21 protein-coding genes and 1 pseudogene are annotated in these 23,296 nt (G+C 59.8%); 12 read left to right on the forward strand and 10 right to left on the reverse strand.

What is annotated here, in order from left to right; translation table 11 throughout:
* Positions 1-6: 6 nt before the first annotated feature.
* The gene (gene aroE / locus KGB03_RS13235) at positions 7-828 is read left to right on the forward strand and encodes a shikimate dehydrogenase (RefSeq protein ID WP_223527242.1); all 822 of its coding nucleotides are present in this window, start codon (positions 7-9) and stop codon (positions 826-828) included.
* A gap of 90 nt (positions 829-918) precedes the next feature.
* Here aroE and KGB03_RS13240 read toward each other — a convergent pair whose 3' ends face one another.
* The 3 genes from KGB03_RS13240 to betC all read right to left on the reverse strand — a co-directional run bounded on the left by KGB03_RS13240 (position 919) and on the right by betC (position 5,203).
* Positions 919-2,487 carry a SulP family inorganic anion transporter gene (locus KGB03_RS13240; protein ID WP_223527243.1) on the reverse strand — a complete coding sequence of 523 codons (1,569 nt, stop codon included), beginning with the start codon at positions 2,485-2,487 and terminating at the stop codon, positions 919-921.
* Positions 2,488-2,751: 264 nt separating this feature from the next.
* Positions 2,752-3,672 carry a choline ABC transporter substrate-binding protein gene (gene choX, locus KGB03_RS13245; RefSeq protein ID WP_008155658.1) on the reverse strand — a complete coding sequence of 307 codons (921 nt, stop codon included), beginning with the start codon at positions 3,670-3,672 and terminating at the stop codon, positions 2,752-2,754.
* 16 nt (positions 3,673-3,688) lie between these two features.
* Complete coding sequence (betC, locus tag KGB03_RS13250) at positions 3,689-5,203, reverse strand: choline-sulfatase (RefSeq protein ID WP_218538478.1); 1,515 nt, start codon at positions 5,201-5,203, stop codon at positions 3,689-3,691.
* A gap of 114 nt (positions 5,204-5,317) precedes the next feature.
* On the opposite strand from betC, the gene KGB03_RS13255 reads away from it, so the two are divergent.
* Positions 5,318-6,268, forward strand: coding sequence for a choline sulfate utilization transcriptional regulator (locus KGB03_RS13255; RefSeq protein ID WP_218538479.1), 951 nt, complete (start codon positions 5,318-5,320; stop codon positions 6,266-6,268).
* Here the strand turns inward: KGB03_RS13255 and KGB03_RS13260 are convergent.
* Positions 6,255-6,926, reverse strand: a complete 672-nt coding sequence (locus KGB03_RS13260) for an NAD(P)-dependent oxidoreductase (protein ID WP_218538480.1) — start codon at positions 6,924-6,926, stop codon at positions 6,255-6,257. The genes KGB03_RS13255 and KGB03_RS13260 overlap by 14 nt on opposite strands.
* 82 nt (positions 6,927-7,008) lie before the next feature.
* Here KGB03_RS13260 and KGB03_RS13265 point away from each other — a divergent pair, with 82 nt between their 5' ends.
* A complete protein-coding gene (locus KGB03_RS13265) occupies positions 7,009-7,335 on the forward strand; it encodes a DOPA 4,5-dioxygenase family protein (RefSeq protein ID WP_111448156.1) in 327 nt (108 codons plus the stop codon).
* 5 nt (positions 7,336-7,340) lie between these two features.
* Here the strand turns inward: KGB03_RS13265 and KGB03_RS13270 are convergent, their stop codons facing one another.
* Positions 7,341-7,742, reverse strand: a complete 402-nt coding sequence (locus KGB03_RS13270; protein WP_218538481.1) for a GFA family protein — start codon at positions 7,740-7,742, stop codon at positions 7,341-7,343.
* A gap of 438 nt (positions 7,743-8,180) precedes the next feature.
* Here KGB03_RS13270 and KGB03_RS13275 point away from each other — a divergent pair, with 438 nt between their 5' ends.
* The 9 genes from KGB03_RS13275 (at position 8,181) to KGB03_RS13315 (ending at position 18,624) form a co-directional block, all read left to right on the forward strand.
* A complete protein-coding gene (locus KGB03_RS13275; protein WP_223527244.1) occupies positions 8,181-9,488 on the forward strand; it encodes a CitMHS family transporter in 1,308 nt (435 codons plus the stop codon).
* An 85-nt stretch (positions 9,489-9,573) separates the two neighbouring features.
* Positions 9,574-10,341, forward strand: coding sequence for a TerC family protein (locus tag KGB03_RS13280; protein WP_192408721.1), 768 nt, complete (start codon positions 9,574-9,576; stop codon positions 10,339-10,341).
* 213 nt (positions 10,342-10,554) lie between these two features.
* Positions 10,555-12,213, forward strand: coding sequence for a Na/Pi cotransporter family protein (locus tag KGB03_RS13285; RefSeq protein WP_218538483.1), 1,659 nt, complete (start codon positions 10,555-10,557; stop codon positions 12,211-12,213).
* Between the two features lie 195 nt (positions 12,214-12,408).
* Positions 12,409-13,785, forward strand: coding sequence for a M16 family metallopeptidase (locus KGB03_RS13290; RefSeq protein WP_223527245.1), 1,377 nt, complete (start codon positions 12,409-12,411; stop codon positions 13,783-13,785).
* A gap of 244 nt (positions 13,786-14,029) precedes the next feature.
* Positions 14,030-15,058 (forward strand): DUF5924 family protein, encoded by a 1,029-nt coding sequence (locus KGB03_RS13295; protein ID WP_111448150.1) that lies wholly within the window; start codon positions 14,030-14,032, stop codon positions 15,056-15,058.
* 54 nt (positions 15,059-15,112) lie between these two features.
* Positions 15,113-16,261 (forward strand): ABC transporter permease, encoded by a 1,149-nt coding sequence (locus tag KGB03_RS13300; protein WP_223527246.1) that lies wholly within the window; start codon positions 15,113-15,115, stop codon positions 16,259-16,261.
* Complete coding sequence (locus KGB03_RS13305) at positions 16,258-17,061, forward strand: ABC transporter ATP-binding protein (protein ID WP_223527247.1); 804 nt, start codon at positions 16,258-16,260, stop codon at positions 17,059-17,061. The genes KGB03_RS13300 and KGB03_RS13305 overlap by 4 nt, the downstream gene beginning before the upstream one ends.
* A 1-nt stretch (position 17,062) precedes the next feature.
* On the forward strand, positions 17,063-18,001 hold the full coding sequence (locus KGB03_RS13310; RefSeq protein WP_218538486.1) for an MlaD family protein: 939 nt from the start codon (positions 17,063-17,065) through the stop codon (positions 17,999-18,001).
* The gene (locus KGB03_RS13315; RefSeq protein WP_223527248.1) at positions 17,998-18,624 is read left to right on the forward strand and encodes an ABC-type transport auxiliary lipoprotein family protein; all 627 of its coding nucleotides are present in this window, start codon (positions 17,998-18,000) and stop codon (positions 18,622-18,624) included. The genes KGB03_RS13310 and KGB03_RS13315 overlap by 4 nt, the downstream gene beginning before the upstream one ends.
* Before the next feature lie 193 nt (positions 18,625-18,817).
* Here KGB03_RS13315 and KGB03_RS13320 read toward each other — a convergent pair whose 3' ends face one another.
* The 5 genes and pseudogenes from KGB03_RS13320 to KGB03_RS13345 all read right to left on the reverse strand — a co-directional run bounded on the left by KGB03_RS13320 (position 18,818) and on the right by KGB03_RS13345 (position 23,015).
* Positions 18,818-20,047 carry a nucleoside recognition domain-containing protein gene (locus KGB03_RS13320; protein WP_192408711.1) on the reverse strand — a complete coding sequence of 410 codons (1,230 nt, stop codon included), beginning with the start codon at positions 20,045-20,047 and terminating at the stop codon, positions 18,818-18,820.
* A 237-nt stretch (positions 20,048-20,284) separates the two neighbouring features.
* Positions 20,285-21,616 (reverse strand): glutamate/aspartate:proton symporter GltP, encoded by a 1,332-nt coding sequence (gene gltP / locus KGB03_RS13330; RefSeq protein WP_218538488.1) that lies wholly within the window; start codon positions 21,614-21,616, stop codon positions 20,285-20,287.
* Positions 21,617-22,322: 706 nt separating this feature from the next.
* Positions 22,323-22,400 (reverse strand): annotated as a pseudogene (locus KGB03_RS13335) (Ivy family c-type lysozyme inhibitor); the annotation flags it as partial.
* An 81-nt stretch (positions 22,401-22,481) separates the two neighbouring features.
* Complete coding sequence (locus KGB03_RS13340) at positions 22,482-22,646, reverse strand: DUF1328 domain-containing protein (RefSeq protein ID WP_003177151.1); 165 nt, start codon at positions 22,644-22,646, stop codon at positions 22,482-22,484.
* Positions 22,647-22,727: 81 nt separating this feature from the next.
* A complete protein-coding gene (locus tag KGB03_RS13345) occupies positions 22,728-23,015 on the reverse strand; it encodes a hypothetical protein (RefSeq protein ID WP_192408709.1) in 288 nt (95 codons plus the stop codon).
* Positions 23,016-23,296: the final 281 nt, after the last annotated feature.

Consider the following 23,296-nt stretch of genomic DNA (forward strand, 5'->3'; position numbering starts at 1 on the left):
ATTCTGATGGACCGTTACGTCGTATTCGGTAACCCGATTGGCCACAGCAAGTCGCCGTTGATCCACCGTCTGTTCGCCGAGCAGACGGCTCAAAAACTGGACTACAGCACGTTGCTGGCACCCCTCGACGATTTTTCCACCTGCGCCCGGACGTTTTTCCTCGAGGGTCGCGGGGCGAATGTGACGGTGCCGTTCAAGGAAGAAGCCTATCGTCTGGCGAACAGCCTGACGGCGCGGGCGCAACGCGCCGGTGCGGTGAACACCCTGAGCAAACTGGCCGATGGCAGCCTGCTGGGCGACAACACCGATGGCGCCGGGCTGGTGCGGGACCTGACGGTCAACGCCGGTTTCAGCCTCAAGGGCAAACGCATCCTGCTGCTCGGTGCCGGCGGTGCGGTGCGCGGCGCGCTGGAGCCGTTGCTGGCCGAGCAATCCGCCTCGGTGATCATCGCCAACCGCACGGTGGAAAAAGCCGAACTGTTGGCGGAATTGTTCGCAGACCTGGGGCCGGTGTCGGCCAGTGGTTTTGATTGGTTGAAGGAGTCGGTGGACCTGATCATTAACGCGACGTCCGCCAGTCTGTCAGGGGATGTACCGCCGATTGCCAGCAGTTTGATCGAGCCGGGCAAAACGGTGTGCTACGACATGATGTACGGCAAGGAGCCGACCTCGTTCTGCCGTTGGGCCAGTGAACATGGCGCGGCGGTATCGATGGATGGCTTGGGGATGCTCGCGGAACAAGCGGCAGAAGCCTTCTTCCTGTGGCGCGGCGTGCGCCCGGACACGGCGCCGGTGCTGGCCGAGTTGCGTCGGCAGTTGGCCCTTTAAAAGCATCGCGAGCAGGCTCGCTCCCACAGGGAATCACCGAAAACCTGTGGGAGCGAGCCTGCTCGCGATGGCCGCGACACCGATTTCGGATCAGTCCTCAAACCGGATCGGGCATTTCTCCGCCCCTTCCAGCTTCCGCAACTCTTCCACCACCTGCGGCCGCGCGCGCCGCAAAGTCAGGCTGCGATCCTGCCGCAGCAGCCGCCGCGCTTCCTGATGGAGCATCTCCACACCTGAATAATCGATGAAGTTGATCTGCTGCGCTTCGATCACCACGCGTGCGCCGTGCATCCGCTGCAGGCGTACTTGCAGGTAATGGCTGGCGCCGAAAAAGATCGAACCGCCAACCCGCAGAATGTCTTCATCCCCATCCTGCCAATGCTGGACCCGCGGTTGCGAGGTGCGTTTGAGGTAGAAGAACAGCGAAGCCAGCACTCCGGCGTAGATCGCGGTCTGCAATTCCAGCAGCAGCGTGGCGACGCAGGTCAGCGCCATGACCAGGAACTCGGCGCGGCTGACCCGCAACAACGCGCGAATACCGCGATGATCCACCAGCCCCCAGGCGATCAACAAAATGCTGCCGGCCATGGCCGGGATCGGAATGTGCGCGATCAAATTCGCGCCGAAGATGGCGAACAGCGCCACCCACACCGCCGAAAAAACCCCGGCCATCGGCGAACAGGCGCCCGCTTCGTAGCTCAGGCCCGAGCGGGTGAAGGAACCGGCTGACAGCGATCCGGAAAAAAACGCACCGACCATGTTCGACAAACCCTGGGCGCGGACTTCCTGATTGGCGTCGAGCAACTGCTGGGAGCGGGCCGACAAGGATCGGGCAATCGACAGACTGGTGACCAGCCCGAGCATGCCCACCGCCACCGCACTGGGTAACAAGCGCAGAATCAGGTCCAGATCCAGCGGCAGCGGGCTGAAGGGCGGCAGCCGCCCGACAAACGCGCTGACCAACTTCACATGGCCAAGCATCGATGGCCAGAACCAGACCAGCAATCCGCTCAGCACCAGGGTGATCAATAGCGTCGGCCAGCGTGGCAGGAGCAATTTGAGGATCACGCCCACGACGACGGTCGCCAGGCCCAGCATCAGCGACGGTTTATCCACTTCGCCGAGGTGACTGAAGAGCATCATCAAGCTGTTCAGCGCTGTTGCCTGGTTGGGCAAATCCAGCCCCAACAAATTCGGCAGTTGGCCGATGGCAATCACCACCGCCGCGCCGAGGGTGAAACCCAGCACCACCGAGTGCGAGACGAAATTCACCAAGGCGCCGAAGCGCAGCAAACCGAGCAGCCACTGGAAAATGCCGGCAAGCAGCGTCAGCAATAGGATCAGGGTGACGTAGTCCTCTGACGCCGGAACGGCCAGAGGACTGACGCTGGCGTACAAGACGATAGAAATCGCCGCCGTAGGACCGCAGATCAAATGCCACGAAGACCCCCAGAGACAGGCGATCAGCACCGGGATAATCGCCGCGTACAGACCGTATTCAGGTGGGAGACCGGCGATCAGCGCGTAGGCAATGGATTGCGGCAACGCGAGAATCGCGCCGCTGAGACCGACAATCAGGTCACGACCGACACTGGCGCGGGTTTGCCGAGGCATCCAGCTGAGGAAGGGGAAGAGCGAATGGCGGCTTGGAAAGGCCATGGGTCCTCTCGGGTGAGATTTTGCGCAAGGGTAGCAGGGTTGTGAGGGGTGTCAGATGAATCCACCCCTCACCCTAACCCTCTCCCCAGAGGGTAGAGGGGACTGACCGTGTTGAATGTTCGGAATACTGCGACCTGAAATAACGAGGCGAACTCAGGTCCGAAAAACACCGGAGATCTGCTCCCTTTCCCCCTCTCCCCTATGGGGAGAGGGCTGGGGTGAGGGGGCGATCCTGAACCAGACACAGAATCCAGCATCACCCAATTAAAGCTTCGCCTTCACCGCCCCCAACGCATCCTTCCCATCCACGGTCTTCACCCCGTCCAGCCACTTATCCAGCACCGCCGGATTCGCCTTGATCCACGCCTTCGCCGCATCAGCATTGCTGACCTTCTTGTTCACCACTTCGGCCATGATGCTGTTCTCCATTTCCTGGGTGAAACTCAGGTTGGTGAGCAGTTTGCCGACGTTCGGGCAGGCCTGTGCATAACCTTTGCGGGTCAGCGTATGAACACTGCCCGTGTCGCCAAAGTACTTCTCGCCGCCCTTCAGATAATGCATTTTCAGTTGCACGTTCATTGGGTGCGGGGTCCAGCCGAGGAAGGTCACGAACTTCTGTTTTTTCACCGCGCGAGACACTTCGGCCAGCATCGCCTGCTCGCTGGACTCGACCAGTTTCCACTGGCCCATGTCGAAGTCGTTCTTCTTGATGATTTCCTGCAGCGAGATGTTGGCGGGAGCGCCGGAGCCGATGCCGTAGATCTTCTTGTCGAACTTGTCAGCGTATTTGTTCAGGTCGGAAAAGTTATGCACACCTGCGTCCCAGACGTAATCCGGGACCGCGAGGGTGAATTCGGTGCCGTCGAGGTTTTTTGCCAGTTGCGTGACATCGCCGGTGGCCACGAATTTGTCGTAGAAGCCCTGTTGCGCCGGCATCCAGTTACCGAGAAACACGTCGACCTGGCCATCTTTCAAGCCGCCAAAGGTGATCGGCACTGCAAGCGTGTCGACCTTGGCCTTGTAGCCCATGCCGTCCAGCAGAAACCCGGTGATGGCGTTGGTCGCGGCAATGTCGCTCCAGCCAGGGTCGGCCATTTTCACCGTCTCGCAACTCTGATCGGCATACGCCGATGCACTGCCCAGAGCCAGAAGCCCGACCGTCATTGCTGTGGATAACCTACGCATGGCATTCCCCTTAACATTATTGGTTTTGGCAGGGTTGTGGATAACGTGCTTTACGCTCCAGATCGTCGAGGTCGATGTGGTTGCGCATGTACTGCTGACTGGCGTCCACCAGCGGCTGGTGATCCCAGCTCTTCAGCTTGCCGATGGTTAATGCCTTGGCGACGAAACGTCGGCGTCGTTGGCTGGCGAGCACCTGTTGGTGGATCGCCGGGATATCCCATTTGGCCCGGGCTTCGGCGAGAAATTCATCGAAAAGCGACTGATGTTGCGGCGACTGGCTGAGTTCTTCCAGTTCGCGCGGGTCGTTGTGTACGTCGAAGAGTAGGCAAGGGTCGTCTTCGCTGTAGATGAATTTGTAGGCGCCACGGCGAATCATCATCAGCGGGCTGATAGTGCCTTCAGCCATGTACTCGCCGAAGACTTCGTCATGACCGCCCTGTCCTTGCAGGTGCGAGACCAGTGAGCGGCCATCCAGCGGCAGACCCGGCTCCAGCGAACCGCCGGCCAGTTCGACGAAGGTCGGCAACAGATCGGCAGTGGACACCGCCGCGCTGACCCGGCCAGCCCCGAATTGCCCCGGCGCACTGATCAACAGCGGTACGCGGGCGGCCATTTCGTACCAGTGCATTTTGTACCAGAGCCCACGCTCGCCGAGCATGTCGCCGTGGTCGCCGGAGAACACAATGATGGTGTCGTCGATCAGGCCGGTTTCCTCGAGTGTTTGCAGGAGTTTGCCGACGTTGCTGTCGATATAGCTGCACGCACCGAAGTACGCACGGCGTGCATCGCGAATCTTATCCACAGGCAGTGGTTTGTCCCACAGGTCGTAAACTTTGAGTAAACGCTGGGAATGCGGATCCAGTTCGGTCTGCGCCGGGGTTTCAGGCAACGGGATGTCGGCGTCGTCGTACATATCCCAGAAGGCCTTGGGAATGGTGTACGGGTCGTGTGGGTGAGTCATCGAAACGGTCAGGCAGAACGGCTGATCGCCATCCTCGCGGATGTGATCGAACAAGTACTGTTGAGCCTTGAACACCACTTCTTCGTCGAAATCCAGCTGATTGGTGCGTACGCACGGCCCGGCCTGCAGCACCGACGACATATTGTGAAACCAGGTTGGACGCACGTCTGGCTCGTCCCAGTTCACAGACCAGCCGTAATCGGCCGGGTAGATGTCGCTGGTCAGGCGTTCTTCATAGCCGTGCAGCTGATCCGGGCCACAGAAATGCATCTTGCCCGACAGCGCGGTGCGGTAGCCGAGTCGACGCAGGTAGTGGGCATAAGTCGGTACGTCGGCGGGGAAATCGGCCGCGTTGTCGTAGGCGCCGATCTTGCTCGGCAACTGACCGCTGACCAGGGTAAAACGCGACGGCGCGCACAATGGGCTGTTGCAATAAGCGGCGTCGAACACCACGCCTTCGGCGGCGAGGCGGCTGAGATTAGGCAGTTTGATGGGCGAAGGGCCGTAGAACGGCAACATTGGCGCGGCCATTTGATCGGCCATGATGAAAAGAATATTTTTGCGCTTCATGTGATCGCGGCATTCCATAGTGAATATTTATGCGAGAGTGCTGTGATTGAGCATGTAGCCCATGCAATTTGTGGTAAAGCCCATGCGCGGCAATGACTAGGATAAGCACAGCTTATGTATGACGCCCTTGGTGATTTGTCTCTGGATTTGCTTCGCGCCTTTGAAACGGCGGCCCGTCAGCGCAGCTTCACCGCGGCCGCCGTGGAGCTTGGCACCACGCAACCGGCCATCAGCCAGCAGATCAAACGGTTGGAAGAACAACTCGGGACGCGGCTGTTCGACCGGATCTATCGCGGCATCGAACTGACCGAGGCCGGGACGATCCTGTTTGAGCAGGTTCAGCTCGGATTGCAGAATATCGACGCAGGGTTGAGCGCGATCAGCGCACAGCATCAACATGAAGTGTTGCAGGTCGCCACCGATTTCGCCTTCGCCGCGTATTGGTTGATGCCGCGCCTGCACCGCTTCCATGCCGCCAATCCTCAAGTGGACGTCAGCCTGGTCACCAGCGAACGCAGCCTCAACATGCTGCGCACTGATATTGATGTGGCGGTGTTGTTTGGGGATGGCCGATTCAAACAGGGCGAAAGCCATTGGCTGTTCAGCGAAGAAGTGTTTCCGGTGTGCAGCCCGCTGCTGTTGAAGGATCGTCCCCTGCCCTTGCCACCCCAGTCATTGCTCGAGTTCCCGCTGCTGCACCTTCGCGGCGAGAACAGCAGCAACTGGTTCGACTGGAGCGGCGTATTTCGTGAGTTGGGGATTGCTTCGGCACCCGCGCCAGGGCAATTACGCTTCGACAATTACACGCTGCTGATTCAGGCGGCGATTGGCGGCCAGGGCGTGGCGATTGGGTGGCGGCACCTTGTGGATAACTTGCTGGCGCAGGGTTTGTTGTGCCGACCGATTGCGCAAACGGTGATCTCCAGGCTCGGCTACTACGTGGTCCTGCCCCAGCGGAAACGGCGTGGTGCGCTGATTCAACAGTTTGTGGACTGGCTGATGGCTGAGCAGGCCAGCAGTGCGCAATCGTTGAATGGCCTGCCGTTGCCGTCTATCGCTGTATAGCCTCGGTCGCGACAAAGGTCACGTGTTCGCCGACATGCAGGTTCAACCGCAACTCATCGGCAATCCCCACAGCCACCCGGCTCAACCGTCCAAGCGGTTCGGCGAGGCCCGGCTCCAGGCTGCTGCTGACGTGGCTGAAATGTTCGATGGTCAGCCCAGGCACCCCGCGTGGCGCATTCACCAGCGTCCAGTGCAAGGTGCTGCTTTGCAGGGCCTCGCGGATTTCTTCGGCGGCGTGGCGTTGCAGCCGATCTTCTATTTCCGGATCGTCCAGTGCCTCGAAATCGCCGACCAGAAACAGCCGGGCAATCCCTGAGGCCTGCATGCCATCGATCAGGGCATCCACCGCCAACACTTGCTCGACCGGGCCGGGCACGATGGATTTTTCCACGTGCTCGCTGCTCATCGGCAGTCCGGGGGCATCCAGCAGACAAATCACCGCCGAACACCCGGCGACGCTCTGCTTGACCCGCTTGGCGTCGAACAAATCGCCGGTCTTGGTCCGCAGTCCCGGGCGCGGCGCGAGCGCCGTCAGGTCATCGAGAATCGCGATCACTTCATGTTGGCGCCGCAGCATTTCAGCCATCAGCGCACTGCCTAGGCTACTCATGGCACCATAAAGCACCACTTTCACCACCGGGGTTTCGGCATTTTTCATGGCCGTGCTCCGTTCTTCCTATCTTTATGGCGTGTGACCTGTGGGAAACAACGCCGGTTCGACTCGGTTCAGAGGGTTTCAAATGCAGCAGATCAAGGGCTACCACGCCCATGTCTACTTCGACGCCAGTACCCTTCCTCAGGCGCGCGCCTTGTGTGAGCAGGCGGCGCAACTGTTTCCAGTGAGGATGGGCCGCGTCCATGAACGGCCGGTGGGCCCGCACCCGGACTGGAGCTGCCAGTTGGCGTTCGAGCCGCAATACATCGGCGACGTGCTGCCCTGGCTTGCGCTCAACCGCAAAGGCTTGGTGGTGTTCCTGCACCCGGACACCGGCGACGATCTGCTCGACCACACCGAGCATGCGATCTGGATGGGCGCCATTCGGCCACTGGATCTGTCTGTTTTTTGATCAGTTTACAACTGTTCCTCGGCTTCGCCGGGCAAATGTTCATCCAGATGCAGCCAGGGCAGTCGGTTGTCAGTCCAGATATGCCTTTCGGCGGGTGCGTGCTCGGGATGATCGAGGGTGGCGATGGTCACGTCGATGCTGTCCGGGCTCAGGTGCGAAACCAGCGCCAGCTGCGCCCCACAGTTGCCGCAGAAATACCGCACGCAGGTGGTTGAAGAGTCGTACTGCGCTGGCGTTCCTTTCACCCATTCAAAGGCTGAGGCGGGCACGGTGATCCAGGTGGTCACGATCCCGCCGCTGACCCGTCGGCAAATCGAACAATGACAGTGGGCGATGTCGTGCAAAGGCCCGCTGAATTGATAGCGCAGATGTCCGCAGTGGCAGCCGCCCGTATGAACTTCGCCCATTCTGTTTCCTCCTGTTGCGTATGTTCCGACGTCTTCGCGAGCAAGTCGAATCGTCGCACCGCCGCTCCCACAGGGGAACGCATTCCAATGTGGGAGCGGCGGTGCGACGATTCGACTTGCTCGCGAAGGCGTCAACTCGGTTTAACGTCCCTGCCCCGGTCCGACGACCGGTTGCACATCTGGTCAATGCTTTCATCCGCGAAAGCTGGCTGAAAGCTTCCGCGATTAGGATCGCCCCCACTACCGGCAACAGACCGGTTGGCCAATGCCAGTGTTTTATCGCTCGCACAGCCCATTTAACAACAACAATGGTGATCCTGATGCCCTCTTCTACCCGCCGCTTCGCTGTCACTCCACCCATACGCCTCGTGCTTCCCGTTCTGCGCTGACCCACCCGGTTCGCCCATTCCCTAGACGCGCTATGCCTGGAGTATTCCCATGCTGACTTTCCTTGGCTTTGCCATGGTCATCACGTTCATGTTCCTGATCATGACCAAGCGCGTTTCCGCGCTGATCGCTCTGATCATCATCCCGATCCTGTTCGCGCTGTTCGGTGGTTTTGCGCCGAAGATCGGCCCGATGATGCTCGAAGGCATCACCAAGCTCGCACCGACCGGTGTGATGCTGATGTTCGCCATTCTGTACTTCGCCCTGATGATCGATTCCGGCCTGTTCGACCCGGCCGTGCGCAAGATCCTCAAACTGGTCAAGGGCGACCCGTTGAAAGTTTCGGTCGGCACCGCCGTACTGGCGCTCGTCGTCTCCCTCGATGGGGACGGCGCGACCACTTATATGATCTGCGTTGCCGCCATGCTGCCGCTCTACGCCCGTATCGGCATGAGCCCGCGGATCATGGCCGGCCTGATCATCCTCGCCGGTGGCGTGATGAACATGACGCCGTGGGGCGGCCCGACCGCTCGTGCGGCCAGTGCGCTGCACGTGGACCCGTCCGACATCTTCGTACCCATGATTCCGGCGATGGCTTTCGGGGTGCTGGCTATCCTCGTGATTGCCTACTTCTACGGCATGCGTGAGCGTGCACGTCTGGGTGAGCTGCACCTGGTGGGCGAGGAAATCGACCACTGTGAAATCAGCGTTTCGCAATTCCCGGATGCCCGTCGTCCAAAGTTGATCTGGTTCAACGGCGCCCTGACCCTGGCCCTGATGTGCGCCCTGGTCGCCGGTCTGTTGCCGCTGCCGGTGCTGTTCATGGTGGCGTTCAGTATCGCGATGATCGTCAACTACCCGTGCCTGCAACAGCAGAAGGACCGCGTCGCGGCCCACGCCGGTAGCGTGCTGGCGGTGGTCGGCTTGATCTTCGCGGCCGGTATCTTCACCGGCATCCTGTCGGGCACCGGAATGGTCGATGCGATGTCGAAAAGCCTGTTGGCGGTCATCCCGGACTTCCTCGGCCCGTACCTGGCGGTGATCACTGCACTGGTGAGCATGCCGTTCACGTTCTTCATGTCGAACGATGCATTTTATTACGGCGTGTTACCGGTACTTGCGGAAGCCGCCAGCCATTACGGTATAACCGCGGTTGAAATGGCACGTGCCTCGATCGTCGGTCAGCCCGTCCACTTGCTGAGCCCGCTGGTACCATCGACCTACCTGTTGGTGGCCCTGGCCGGTATCGACTTCGGTGATCACCAGCGTTTCACCCTGAAGTGGGCAGTGCTGGTTTGCATGTGCATACTGGTCGCCGCTTTGCTGATGGGGATTTTTCCGCTGTTCAGCACTCTATAAGCCCAAGACTCACCATGACGGGTCCAGGCTTTGTTGTTTGAAGCCTGGGCCCTTCGTGGTTTAACACTCGCACAAAGGAATACACATGGAATGGCTGACCAACCCTGAAATCTGGGTTGCCTTCTTCACCCTGACCGCCCTGGAAATCGTTCTGGGTATCGATAACATCATCATGATTTCGATCCTGGTCAGCCGCATGCCCAAGCACATGCAGGCACGCACGCGGATTTTCGGCCTGGCGCTGGCCATGGTCACGCGGATTCTGTTGCTGTTGTCGATCACCTGGGTCATGCGCCTTACCGCCGACTTGTTCGAAGTGTTCGGCCAGGGTATTTCCGGGCGTGACCTGATCCTGTTCTTCGGTGGTCTGTTCCTGCTGTGGAAGAGCTCGCAAGAGATGTACCACGCGCTGGAAGGTGAAGACGAAACCAATGAGGAGCCGGGCGGCAAGGGCGGCAACTTCTTCTACACCATCATTCAGATCGCGATCATCGACATCGTGTTCTCGCTGGACTCGGTCATCACCGCTGTTGGCATGGTGTCCTACGTACCGGTCATGGTCGCGGCGATCGTCGTTGCCGTGCTGGTGATGATGTGGGCTTCCGGCACCATCAGCGAGTTCATCGACAAGCACCCGTCGCTGAAGATGCTGGCGCTGTCGTTCCTGTTGATAGTCGGTACTGTGCTGATTGCTGAATCCCTCGACGTTCACGTGCCAAAAGGCTACGTCTACTTCGCCATGGCGTTCTCGCTGGCGGTGGAAGCGATCAACATCAAGATGCGCACCGCCATGGCGAAAAAGCGCAAGCAGCAGGAACCGGTGAAGCTGCGCAAGGATATTCCGGGTCAATAACCCGAATGCCATGTGATGACAAAGGGGCCTTCGGGCCCCTTTTTCATATCTGCATCAAGCTGTTTTTATGGCAGTTTTGTTTCAATCGCTTCTTTAGCTGTGCGATGCTGGCGCGCAGTCCGTTAGCCAACTACAGCTTAAGTACAGAACGTAGAAGAACGCGCGGCACCGTCAACTTGCTCCGATGGGGCGCTACCACCACAGGGGGCCTGCATGCTCACCCTGCTCAATTTGTTATCTGCCGTGGCCCTGTTGATTTGGGGCACGCACATCGTCCGAACCGGCATCCTGCGGGTCTACGGTTCCAACCTGCGCCATGTGATTGGCCGGAACATGTCCAGGCGCTGGCTGGCGTTCGTGTCGGGGATCGTCGTGACGGCGATGGTCCAGAGCAGCAACGCCACCGCCATGCTCGTCACCTCCTTTGTCGGTCAGGGCCTGATGGCGCTGACCCCTGCCCTGGCGACCATGCTCGGGGCCGACGTCGGTACCGCGCTGATGGCGCGGGTGCTGACCTTCGACCTGTCATGGTTGTCGCCGCTGCTGATCTTTCTTGGGGTGATTTTCTTCCTGTCACGCAAACAGACCCGGGTTGGACAGATGGGCCGGGTCAGTATCGGACTGGGGCTGATCATCCTGGCGCTGCAACTGATCGTCGCCGCTGCCGCGCCGATTACCCAGGCCCAAGGCGTGAAGGTGATTTTCGCCTCGCTGACCGGCGACATCTTGCTCGATGCCCTGGTCGGCGCGTTGTTTGCGATGGTTTCCTACTCCAGCCTGGCTGCCGTCCTGCTGACCGCGACCCTGGCCGGCGCTGCGGTGATCAGCCTGCCCGTTGCCATCGGCCTGGTGATCGGCGCCAACATCGGCAGCGGCATCCTCGCCTTCCTCAGCACCAGCATGCAGAACGCCGCCGGCCGCCAGGTGGCGTTGGGCAGCCTGCTCTACAAACTGATCGGCCTGTTGCTGATCATCCCGGTGCTCGATCCGTTGGTGCACTGGATCGACAGCCTGGACTTCAGCCCTCAGGAAATGGTCATCGGCTTTCACCTGCTCTACAACACCGCGCGTTGCCTGCTCTTGCTGCCGAGTGTCGGACCGATGGCCAGGTTCTGTGCGTGGGTGCTGCCGGAGCGCCCGCAAATCAATGGCACTGCCAAACCGCGGCATCTTGATCCAACAGCGCTGGTCACGCCCAGCCTGGCGCTGGCCAATGCCGCCCGGGAAACCCTGCGCATCGGCGACCTGATCGACAACATGCTCGAGGCCATGCTCGACGTGCTGAACGGCAAGCAAACCGCCGTTACCCAGGAAATGCGGCGCCTGACCGATGATGTGGAATCGCTCTATGGCGCGATCAAGCTGTATCTGGCGCAAATGCCCCGCGAAGATCTCAGCGAGCAGGACAGCCGGCGCTGGGCGGAAATCATCGAGCTGGCGATCAACCTTAAACTCGCCAGCGACCTCATCGAACGTATGCTGCGCAAGGTCCAGCAACAGAAAACCTCACAGCGCCGGTCTTTTTCCGAGGTCGGCCTGGAAGAGTTGGCGGGGCTGCACAGTCAGTTGATATCCAACCTGCGCCTGGGGTTGTCGGTGTTCCTCAGTGCCGATAAGGAAAGTGCCCGCCAGTTATTGCGCGAGAAACGTCGCTTTCGCGCACAGGAACGGCGCCTGGCCCATGCTCACGTCAGCCGATTGCAACGTAAGATCGTGCAGAGTATCGAAACCAGCTCGTTGCACCTTGAGTTGATTGCCGACATGAAGCGTCTGAATTCACTGTTTTGCAGCAGCGCCTATGTGGTGCTGGAAACTTCCGACACCGGCGCCCTGGCGGCCGATGATTTGGCAGACATCACGCATTCACCTTGAACGTCTGGCAGAGTGGTCAGTCAGTAACATTGATTCAGCATGAAGGCCGCCTTCGCGAGCAGGCTCGCTCCCACAGTGGATCTTCGGTGTACTCGGAAATTGTGTCCGACTCAGATCACCTGTGGGAGCGAGCCTGCTCGCGAAGGCGGCCTGGCTGATGACACGGATCTCCGATTGGTTGCCTGGAAGCTTGCTATGCGTTGTTTGTTGTTCGCTTGTCTGTTGCTTGGTTCATTCCCTTCATTTGCCCTGGATCGCTTTCAGGTCGAGGGCTATACGCTGCCCAACGGCCTGCAATTGCTGCTCAAACCCGGTACCGAGCGCGGGCATGTGGCGATTCGTCTGGTGGTCGGCGTTGGCATCGATGATTTCAGCTGCGCCGACAAGGAGCTGCCGCACCTGCTTGAGCACTTGCTGTTCAGCGGCATCGATGCCACGGGCGAAGGCGGGCTGGAAGAGCGCATGCAGGCCCTGGGTGGCGAGTGGAACGCCTACACCAGCAATGCCGACACGACCTTCGTCATCGAAGCCCCGGCGAAAAACCAGCGCAAGGTCCTCGACCTGCTGCTGGCGCTGCTGACCCAGACCCGAATCGACGACAACGCCATCAACGCCGCCAAACAAGTGGTCGAGCGCGAAGACGGCGGCCATTACTCGCACCTGCAACGCTTTCTGGATCGTCAGGACCTTGGCCACACAGCGAGTAATCAGCTGGCAGTGGAACTGGGCCTCAAATGCCCCGAACGCGCCGAAGTCGATCACCTGACCCGCGATCAGCTGGAAAAGGTACGCAAGGCCTGGTACGCGCCCAACAACATGACCCTGATCGTCGTCGGCGACCTTGAGCGGTTGCTGCCGGCCTATCTGGAACGGTCTTATGGCGCGCTTGAAGCGGTTGACCCGACCGATCACCCGCCCCTGCCGGCGATCCAGGCCACTGCTGCCCATGAGCGCACCTTGAGTCATGGTTTTGTTGGCGGCAGTGCCAAGTTGCATTGGCTGTTGCCAGAGCCGGTGCAGGAAGATCGGCACGACGAAACCTTCGACTTGCTCAAGGACTATCTGGACTGGGCGCTCTACCGCCAATTGCGCCTGGCCCATGGCTTGTCCTACGGGCCTTCGGTCGAGCGCGAGGTGTTTGGCGGTGTGGGCTTCATGAGCCTGAACGCGGACCTTGAGCGCGACGACGTGCCCGAGGCTGAACGGGTGCTGGATAATCTGAAGGCCGGGTTGCTCAGGGATGGTCTCAATGCCGGCACCTTCAACCGCATCAAGCAGGCCGCCATTGCCCGCCAGGCCTGGGCCGTGCAAGGCAACAGCGCGTTGGCCGATTATTACTGGAGTGCCCTTGGGGACTACGAGGACGGCCGTTTCGCCGACCCCGCCAAGGAACTGGAAGGGGTGACGCTGGAGGAAGCAAACAAGGCCATGCGTGAATTGCTGATGCAGCCGGGCTACCTGCGGATCGAAAAGCCGTTGGTCAGTGATGACCAGTTTGTGTGGGCGATTGCCGGGGTGTTCGGTTTGTTTGTACTCGGCCTGTTGGCTTGGCGCGTCCATCGCAGACGGTAACCGATCCTTGTGGCGAGGGGATTTATCCCCGTTCGGCTGCGCAGCAGCCGCAATATCTGTGAATGCGTTGAGTCTGACATTAATTTTGGGGCCGCTTCGCGACCCAACGGGGATAAATCCCCTCGCCACAGTAAGATTTCCAATCCGGTTTTGTGTTTGGCCAAAGTGATCGGGACCCTCGCCACACCGCTGTCCGGGCGGTACCCTGTCGGGGATTTTTCCCACGACTATTGCGAACCGCCGAATGCCTACTCTGACCCTATACGTACAGCGCATCCTGGAATTGATGAAGCGCTACCCGGGGGTCATTGCGCTCGGTGGTTTCATATCCGGGGTCGGCAGCTTCATGCTGGTGGATCGCCAACAGGGTCTGGCGACCTGGATCACCACCATCATGCTGGTCAGCTGGGTCTGGCTGATGCTGGAAAACAGCCTCACCAAGCTGTTCGCCAGGGTCTTCAAGCGCGAAATACCCCAGCCGCTTCTGCGTTATGCGACGCAGATGATCCATCAGGAAAGTCTATTCTTCGTTCTGCCGTTCTTTTTAATCACCACCACCTGGAACAGCGGTCAGTTGTTCTTCACTGGATTACTGAGCATGGCGGCGCTGATTTCGATCATCGACCCGCTCTACTACAAATGGCTGGCACCGCGCCGCTGGGCATTCCTGGCACTGCACACCCTGACCCTGTTCGCGGCCCTGCTGACCGCCCTGCCCGTCATTTTGCACCTGACCACCGCCCAGAGCTTCAAGCTGGCGCTGGGCATTGCCATGTTGCTGTCGTTCCCGAGCCTGGCCTCGATCTTCCCGATTCGCACTGTGCGCAATGCGTTGGCGATCCTCAGCATCACCGTCGGTATCGGCGCCGCCGGTTGGGTGCTGCGCTCCTGGGTTCCACCGGCGACCCTGTGGATGACCGATGTGGCGATCAGCACCCAAATGCAGGACCGCACCCCCGGCAAGAGCCTGGAAGAAGTCAGCGCCGAGCAGATTCGCGGAGGTGGGCTGTACGCGTACACCGCGATCAACGCCCCTAGGGGGCTGGCCGAGCGGATTTATCACGTCTGGATGTTCAACGGCAAAGAAGTCGACCGTATCCCTCTGGATATCAACGGTGGGCGCAAAGAAGGCTATCGCGCCTGGACCCACAAGCAGAACTTCCCCGGCAACCCCGCAGGCAAATGGCAGGTCCGGGTGCTGACTGAGGACGGTCAGTTGATTGGCGTGCTGCGCTTCAAGGTCATGGACAGCACACCCATCAAAGAAAAGTAACGCGGTTCGTGCTATTAGTCAGATCTGCGTAATAACCGAACAAGCACGGAGCTTATGACTAGCAGCACAATGCCCGGCAGTGCTCTACTGGACACCTCGCAAAGCCCTGCCCTGTTGCGGGTCACGGGTGACTGGACGCTCGCCCATTACGCCGATCTCAGCCGTCTGAGCGAAAAGCTCCGTGGCCAATACGACAACAACACCCATATCGATCTCAATGGCCTCGGCGCACTCGATACGGCGGGTGCGTCATTGCTGGTGGAGCTGCTGGGGGCCGAGCGTTTGGGCAAATCTGCCGAACACCCCGATTGCACCCTTTCTTCCGCTGATCGCGCCTTGTTGCAGACGGTGTACTGCTCGCTGACCGACTTCTGTGTACCGATCAAGGAACCGGAAATCAGCGTCGGCATTCAACTGCTGACCCGCATCGGCCGCGCGGTGGACGCGGTCTGGCAGGACACCCTGGAACTGCTGGGTTTCGTCGGTCTGATTCTGGAAACCATCGCTCGCGGGCTGTTTCGCCCCAAGCGCTGGCGCCTCACGCCGATGGTCGCGCACATCGAACAGACTGGCCTCGACGCCGCCCCCATCGTCGCCCTGCTGACTTTTCTGGTGGGCGCCGTGGTGGCGTTTCTCGGGGCGACGGTGCTGGCGAGTTTCGGCGCGAGTATTTTCACCGTGGACCTGGTGGCGTTCTCCTTTCTGCGCGAATTCGGTGTGTTACTGACCGCGATCCTGATGGCCGGCCGCACTGCCAGTGCGTTCACCGCGCAGATCGGTTCGATGAAAGCCAACGAAGAAATCGACGCCATCCGCACCTTGGGCCTCGACCCGATAGAGCTGCTGGTGGTGCCGCGCGTGTTGGCCCTGCTGGTCGCGCTGCCGATGCTGACCTTTCTGGCGATGCTTTCGGGGATTATCGGCGGCGGTGTGGTTTGCGCGGTGGCGCTGGATATCTCGCCAGCGATGTTCCTGTCGCTGCTGCAAACCGATATCGGCGTTCAGCATTTTCTGGTGGGGATCGTCAAAGCGCCGATTTTCGCGTTCCTGATCGGCGCCATCGGCTGTCTTGAAGGCTTCAAAGTCAGCGGCAGCGCCGAGTCCGTCGGTGCTCACACCACGTCGAGCGTGGTCCAGTCTATTTTCGTGGTGATCGTGCTCGACGCCGTGGCTGCGCTGTTTTTCATGGAGATGGGCTGGTGAGTCGTCTAACCCGAGCGCCATCCGAGGCGGTGATCGAAGTCCGCGATCTGTGCAATCGCTTTGGTCGCCAGAGCGTGCATGAGAACCTCGATCTGGATTTGTACAAGGGTGAAATCCTTGCCGTGGTCGGCGGTTCCGGCAGCGGCAAGTCAGTGCTGTTGCGCAGCATCGTCGGCTTGCGCCAGCCCAGTGAAGGGGTGGTGAAGGTCTTCGGCAAAAACCTGCCGATGCTGTCCGAACACGAGCGTTCGATGGTCGAACGGCGCTTCGGCGTGTTGTTCCAGAAAGGCGCCCTGTTCTCTTCGCTGACCGTGACCGAGAACGTCGCCCTGCCCCTGATCGAGCATGCCGGTTTGAGCCGAGAGGATGCCGAGCACCTGGCGGCAGTGAAAATGGCCTTGGCCGGGCTGCCGCTGTCGGCGGCCGACAAGTACCCCGCTTCGCTGTCCGGCGGCATGATCAAGCGTGCGGCACTGGCCCGGGCGCTGGCGCTGGACCCGGACATCCTGTTTCTCGACGAACCCACTGCCGGCCTCGATCCGATTGGCGCGGCCGCGTTCGATCAATTGATCCTGACCCTGCGCGATGCGTTGGGCCTGAGTGTTTTTCTGGTGACCCATGACCTCGACACGCTCTACACCATCACCGACCGTGTGGCGGTGCTGGCGCAAAAGAAAGTGCTGGTGGCGGATGCCATCGACAAGGTTTCGGAAACTGACGATCCGTGGATTCACGAATATTTCCATGGCCCTCGCGGCCGCGCGGCGTTGACCGCCGCTCAACAGCTTAAGGAGGTCTGACATGGAAACCCGAGCCCATCATGTATTGATCGGCCTGTTCACCGTGATTGTGGTGGCAGGCGCCCTGCTCTTCGGCTTGTGGCTGGCCAAGTCCAGCGTCGACACCGAGTTCAAGGATTACGAAGTCGTCTTCAACGAGGCCGTCAGCGGCCTGTCCAAGGGCAGCTCCGTGCAGTACAGCGGGATCAAGGTCGGCGACGTGGTGACCCTGCGTCTGGACCCGAAAGACCCGCGCCGAGTGCTGGCGCGGATCCGCCTGGGCGGCGATACACCGATCAAGGAAGACACCCGGGCCATATTGGCGCTGACCGGGATCACCGGGACCTCGATCATCCAGCTCAGCGGTGGTACGCCGCAGAGTCCGACGCTCAAGGGCAAGGACGGTCATTTGCCGACGATCATTGCATCGCCCTCGCCCATCGCCCGTTTGCTGAACGACAGCGGCGACCTGGTGGCCGGCGTGAACATGCTGATGCTCAACGCCAATAAGATGTTTTCTTCGCAGAACGTCGATCGCATCAGCCAGACCCTTGAACATCTGGAACAAACCACCGGCACCATCGCCGACCAGCGCGGCGATATTCGCCAGGCGATGCAGCAACTGGCCTCGGTCGGCAAACAGGCCGGCGCCATGCTGGAACAGACGTCGGCGCTGATGCGCAACGCCAATGGCATGCTCAACGATCAAGGCAAGCAGATGTTCGGCAGTGCCGAGCAGGCGATGAAGTCGCTGGAACAGAGCAGCGCGACCATCAACGAGCTGCTCACGACCAATCAGGATTCGCTCAACAGCGGCATGCAAGGCCTCAATGGCCTGGCCCCGGCGGTGCGTGAACTGCGCGACACCCTGACGTCGTTGCGGGCTATTTCCCAGCGTCTGGAAGCCAACCCCACCGGTTATTTGCTGGGCAATGACAAGGACAAGGAGTTCACACCATGAAGTTGACTCACCTCGCCCTCCTCGCCAGCTTCATTGTGCTCAGCGCCTGCTCGATCCTGCCCAAGTCCGAGCCGTCCGACGTCTATCGGTTGCCTTCGGCCCAGAGCAGCGCATCGGCCAGTCACGGGACGCCGCAGCGCTGGTCGCTACGCCTGACCAAGCCGCAGACCAGCGAAGCCTTGAACAGCCCGAAGATCGCCGTGATCCCTCAGGGTGATCTGATCAGCAGCTACAAGGCCTCGCGCTGGAGCGACCCGGCACCGGTGTTGTTGCGCAATCGTCTGTTGGATGGTTTTCAGCGTGATGGTCGGGTGACATTGCTGAGCACCGACGACAGCAACTTCCAGGCGGATCTTGAACTGGGCGGTAACCTGCAGGCATTCCAGGCTGAATACCAAGGAACGAACGCGAGCGTCATCGTGCGTCTGGATGCGTTGCTGGTGCGCGGTTATGACCAGCGAATCCTCGCCAGCCGACGCTTTGAAGTACGCCAGCCGTTGAGCGATGCGAAGGTACCGGCGGTGGTGGCCGGGTTTGGCCAGGCCAGTGACCAGTTGACGGCGCAGGTGGTGAGCTGGGCGGTTGAGCAAGGGCAGAAAGTTGCGCCGCCTCCCCGCCCTTAAAGCCAACATAGCCCCAATGTGGGAGCGAGCCTTTGTGGCGAGGGGACTTGTCCCCGTTGGACTGCGCAGCAGTCCCAAAATCTGAGTTCTCGGTGTATCAGATACAACTTGAATTCAGAAATTGGGGCCGCTTCGCGACCCAACGGGGACAAGTCCCCTCGCCACAAAGCCCGCTCCCACAAGGGTTTTGTGGTTAGCCGAAGAACCAGTAACAGACGCCGATCGCGCCGAGAACGCCAGCAAGCTCCGCCAGCAACGCGCAACCCACCGCATGGCGCGCCCGCTGGATCCCCACCGCGCCGAAGTACACTGCCAATACGTAGAACGTCGTTTCGGTACTGCCCTGAATCGTCGCCGCCACCAGCGCCGGGAAGCTGTCCACGCCAGACGTTTTCATGGTTTCGATCAGCATCGCCCGGGCGGCACTGCCGGAGAACGGCTTGACCATGGCGGTCGGCAACGCATCGACGAAGCGCGTGTCCCAACCGGCCCATGCCACCAGATGCCGGATCCCGTCCAGGCCAAAGTCCAGTGCTCCGGATGCCCGCAGCACGCCGATGGCACACAGCATCGCCACCAGATACGGCAGCAGGTTCTTGGCCACGTCGAAGCCTTCTTTGGCGCCTTCGATGAACGCTTCGTAGACCTTCACTTTGCGCAGCGCGCCGATCACCAGAAAAAGCATGATCAGCCCGAACAGCGTCACGTTGCCGAGGATCGATGACAGGCTGGCCAGAGCGGTCGCTGAGAGCGTCGCCAGCAGCGCCATGAAGGCACCGAGGGCCAAGGCGCCGGGAATCAGGTAGGCAAGCACCACCGGGTCCCACAGGCGCAGACGCTGCATGAACGCCACCGACAGCAGGCCGACCAATGTCGAGCAACTGGTGGCGAGCAGGATTGGCAGGAACACCAGGGTCGGATCGGGCGCACCTTGCTGGGCCCGGTACATGAAGATCGTCACCGGCAGCAGGGTCAGGGAGGAGGCGTTGAGCACCAGGAACAGGATCTGCGCGTTGCTGGCGATGGTGTCGCTGGGGTTGAGCTCTTGCAGCGCCTTCATGGCTTTAAGGCCGATTGGCGTGGCGGCGTTGTCCAGGCCCAGACCGTTGGCGGCGAAGTTCAGCGTGATCAGGCCGATGGCTGGGTGCCCGGCCGGTACTTCCGGCATCAGCCGCAGGAACAACGGGCCCAGCGCTTTGGCCAGCCACTCGACGATGCCGGCCTTCTCGGCAATCCGCAGAAAGCCCAGCCAGAGCGTCAGGGTGCCGAACAACAGGACCATGACTTCGACCGACAACTTGGCCATGGCGAAAATGCTTTCCACCATCGCCGCGAAGATCCCGGCGTTACCGCCGATCAGCCATTGCGCCAGTGCCGAAACGGCAGCCACGATGAAGAAGCCAAGCCACAGGCCATTAAGCATCAGTCAAATCCCCCGAAGAATGCGGCGAATGATAGCGGGGTAGCCAGAAACGACAAACCCCGGATTTCTCCGGGGTTTGTTTTGGCTCTGCATCGGGCCTTGTTGAGCCCCATGCTATGGGCTGGCCTCAATCCACTGTGGGAGCGGGCTTGCTCGCGAATGGGGAGTATCAGTCGCCCAATCAGTTGACTGACACACCGCTTTCGCGAGCAAGCCCGCTCCCACAGGGGTTATGCGTTAGTTGCTGGAAACTCCACCCACCGGCAATTTTTCCTTGCTGCGCCAGTGCGGCAGGGAGTTCCAGTAGCGCTGGCCCTTGGCGTCGTCGTACATGCCTTCCCAGCGGGAGATGACCAGCACGGCCAAGGCATTGCCGATCACGTTCAGCGCGGTACGGGCCATGTCCATGATGCGGTCGACACCGGCGATGAACGCCAGGCCTTCGAGCGGAATACCCACGCTGCCCAGGGTGGCCAGCAGCACCACAAAGGACACACCCGGAACGCCGGCGATGCCTTTGGAGGTGACCATCAGGGTCAGTACCAGCAGCAATTGCTGGCTGATCGACAGGTCGATGCCGTAGAGCTGGGCAATGAAGATGGCCGCAATGCTCTGGTACAGGGTCGAACCGTCGAGGTTGAACGAGTAGCCGGTCGGTACCACGAAGCTGCAAATGGCTTTCGGCGCGCCGTAGGCTTCCATTTTCTCGATCACGCGCGGCAGCACGGTTTCGGAACTGGCGGTGGAGTAGGCCAGCACCAGCTCATCCTTGAAGATGCGCATCAGCTTGATCACCGAGAAGCCGAACAGGCGAGCGATCAGGCCCAATACCACGAAGGCGAAGAAGGCGATGGCGACGTAAACCAGGATCACCAGTTTGGCCAGCGGCAGCAGGGAGGCGAAGCCGAAGTTGGCCACCGTCACCGCGATCAGTGCGAAAACGCCGATCGGGGCGTAGTTCATGATCATGTGAGTGACTTTGAACATGCTTTCCGACACGCCCTGGAACATCTTCACCAGCGGCTCGCGCAGGTCCGATTGCAGGCTCGACAGACCGAGACCGAACAATACGGAGAAGAAGATGATCGGCAGCATCTCGCCGCGGGCCATGGCCGCGAAGATGTTCGACGGGATCAGGTTGAGGATGGTCTGGATGAACGCATGTTCATGCTGAACCTCGGCGGCCGTGGCCTGGTACTTGGAAATATCCACGGTACCCAGGGTGCTCATGTCGATGCCGGTGCCCGGATGGAACACGTTGGCCAACACCAGACCGACCACGATGGCGATGGTGGTGACGATCTCGAAGTAGAGGATGGTCTTGAGGCCGATACGCCCGAGCTTTTTCGCGTCGCCGACGCCTGCAATTCCGACGATCAGCGAAGAGATCACGATCGGGATCACAATCATCTTGATCAGACGGATAAAGATATCGCCTGCTGGTTGCAGGACGTTGCTGACCCACCAGGCTTTTTCGGCACTGAAATGGTTGAGCAGCGCACCGATTGCAATCCCCAATACCAGACCGATGAGGATCTGCCAGGCGAGGCTAAGCTTTGCCTTCTTCATATCTTTACCCTTACTTGCGTTTGACTCAGGCAGATGCAAGAACTGGAACGCTTGTGGCGAAAAAGTCTTGTGCATCTGCCCCCGTATAAGGTGCCCCGGAGCGCTTGTTATCGGCTCTCTGGCAGGCGAAAAAAGGCGCAACTATTCAGATGCAAGGAAGCGACGTCTAATGCCGTAAACGCCTACCCTATGCCGAATCGGCATGAGCTTTTTTTACTGAAACTCGCGTCCCAACCGGTTCGAATACGACATTTCGGCAGGCATAAGTGCCGTGAACCGGCCATCGCAGAGGAGGTTGGTTGTTTTTTGAACAACGGGATGAGGGCTAAAACTTGGGAAAAAGCCTACGTTTAATCGCGAAAATTCTCGGTCGTTGAGTCGCGGTTTTCTCGATATACGGTCACCAAAGAAACACCGCGAAATGGTTTTGCGAAGGATTAGCGGAGATGGCGCGGAGGAGGCGAGCAGAACGCTCTAGGACAATACTTTGCGCTGACGAGCTCTTCGCAAGTCCGTCGATCCATGAGTGACCGACGAACTTGCGTCGCAGCTTCTGCCTGATCCGGCCCTTGCGCAGGTACTCCCTGTACCCGTAGGTCACTCCGCCCCTGAAACAGGCAGAACGTCCCGGCCCCTTGATCATGCGTCTACCGTCCTCGGGTAGCGCAGTGGAAAGAAGCCATGCTGCTTCTTTCATGTTACGAATTCAGTACCCGTGTGGATCTTTCTTCAGTTGTTCCATCAACAAGTCCTGCATGCCCTGGTCCGGCTTTCCAAGAAAGCGCTAGCCGGCATGTCGCTGTTGCCATGGCACTGCCGCCCGGAAACAGGGCGGCTGCCAGTGTCTTTCACAAAACGCTCATATTCACCCTCGACCGCGACGGCCAAAGAAGAAGGAAGCAATGAACATCACCAGGAACACGACAAAGAGAATCTTGGCGATACCCGTGGCGGTGCCCGCGATACCACCGAAGCCCAGTACCGCAGCGATGATGGCAATAATCAAGAATGTGATTGCCCAGCTCAACATGGTGATTCTCCTTACGCTTCTATTTAGAGATGTTGCTTGTGGTGCTTTTCCCGGCGCATCGAACGCGCCAAGTTCATGTGTTTAGAACACCCAACGTTCCTGGTGAGGCATCTCATCCGCAGGCTGAGCCTGGTCGACGTCCATCATTCGCATTGGGGGGCTGTCAGCCTGGTTGCTGCTGGCCGCACTGAAATGAGTTTGGGTCGGGTGCTGAATCGACAGGCGTGGCGCTTCTTGCTGCTGGTTCTGCTCCCAACGCTGAAACTGCTGGCCGGCGATCAAGGTGATCAATAGCGCCATAACAGCAAACAGACCTTGCTGGATATGCAGTGGCGAGATACGCAACTGGGCGGCACGTTGGCGACTCATCCTGAAGCTCCTCCCACTCTGTGGTGATCTTGTTAGGGGGCGACTTTTTGAATGCCCCGGTTAATCACACTGTTGCAGTCTGCATGCCAGCTTTTGTTGATAATAAAATTCAATAAAATCAATTAGTTAAAGATGATGTGGAAACCGGATTGGACGCATCCTGCACGATGGTCCTTTTGAAGTCGTGCGTAATGCACGATGGACGCGTGGGAACTTTCAATATTTTTGAATTGCAAAGAGGGTGTGGATGTCACAAGGGGACACAGCCAATCGCCTGCGAA

Origin of the sequence: Pseudomonas sp. BF-B-26, from assembly GCF_019956495.1 — a bacterium.
Classification (GTDB): Bacteria; Pseudomonadota; Gammaproteobacteria; order Pseudomonadales; family Pseudomonadaceae; genus Aquipseudomonas.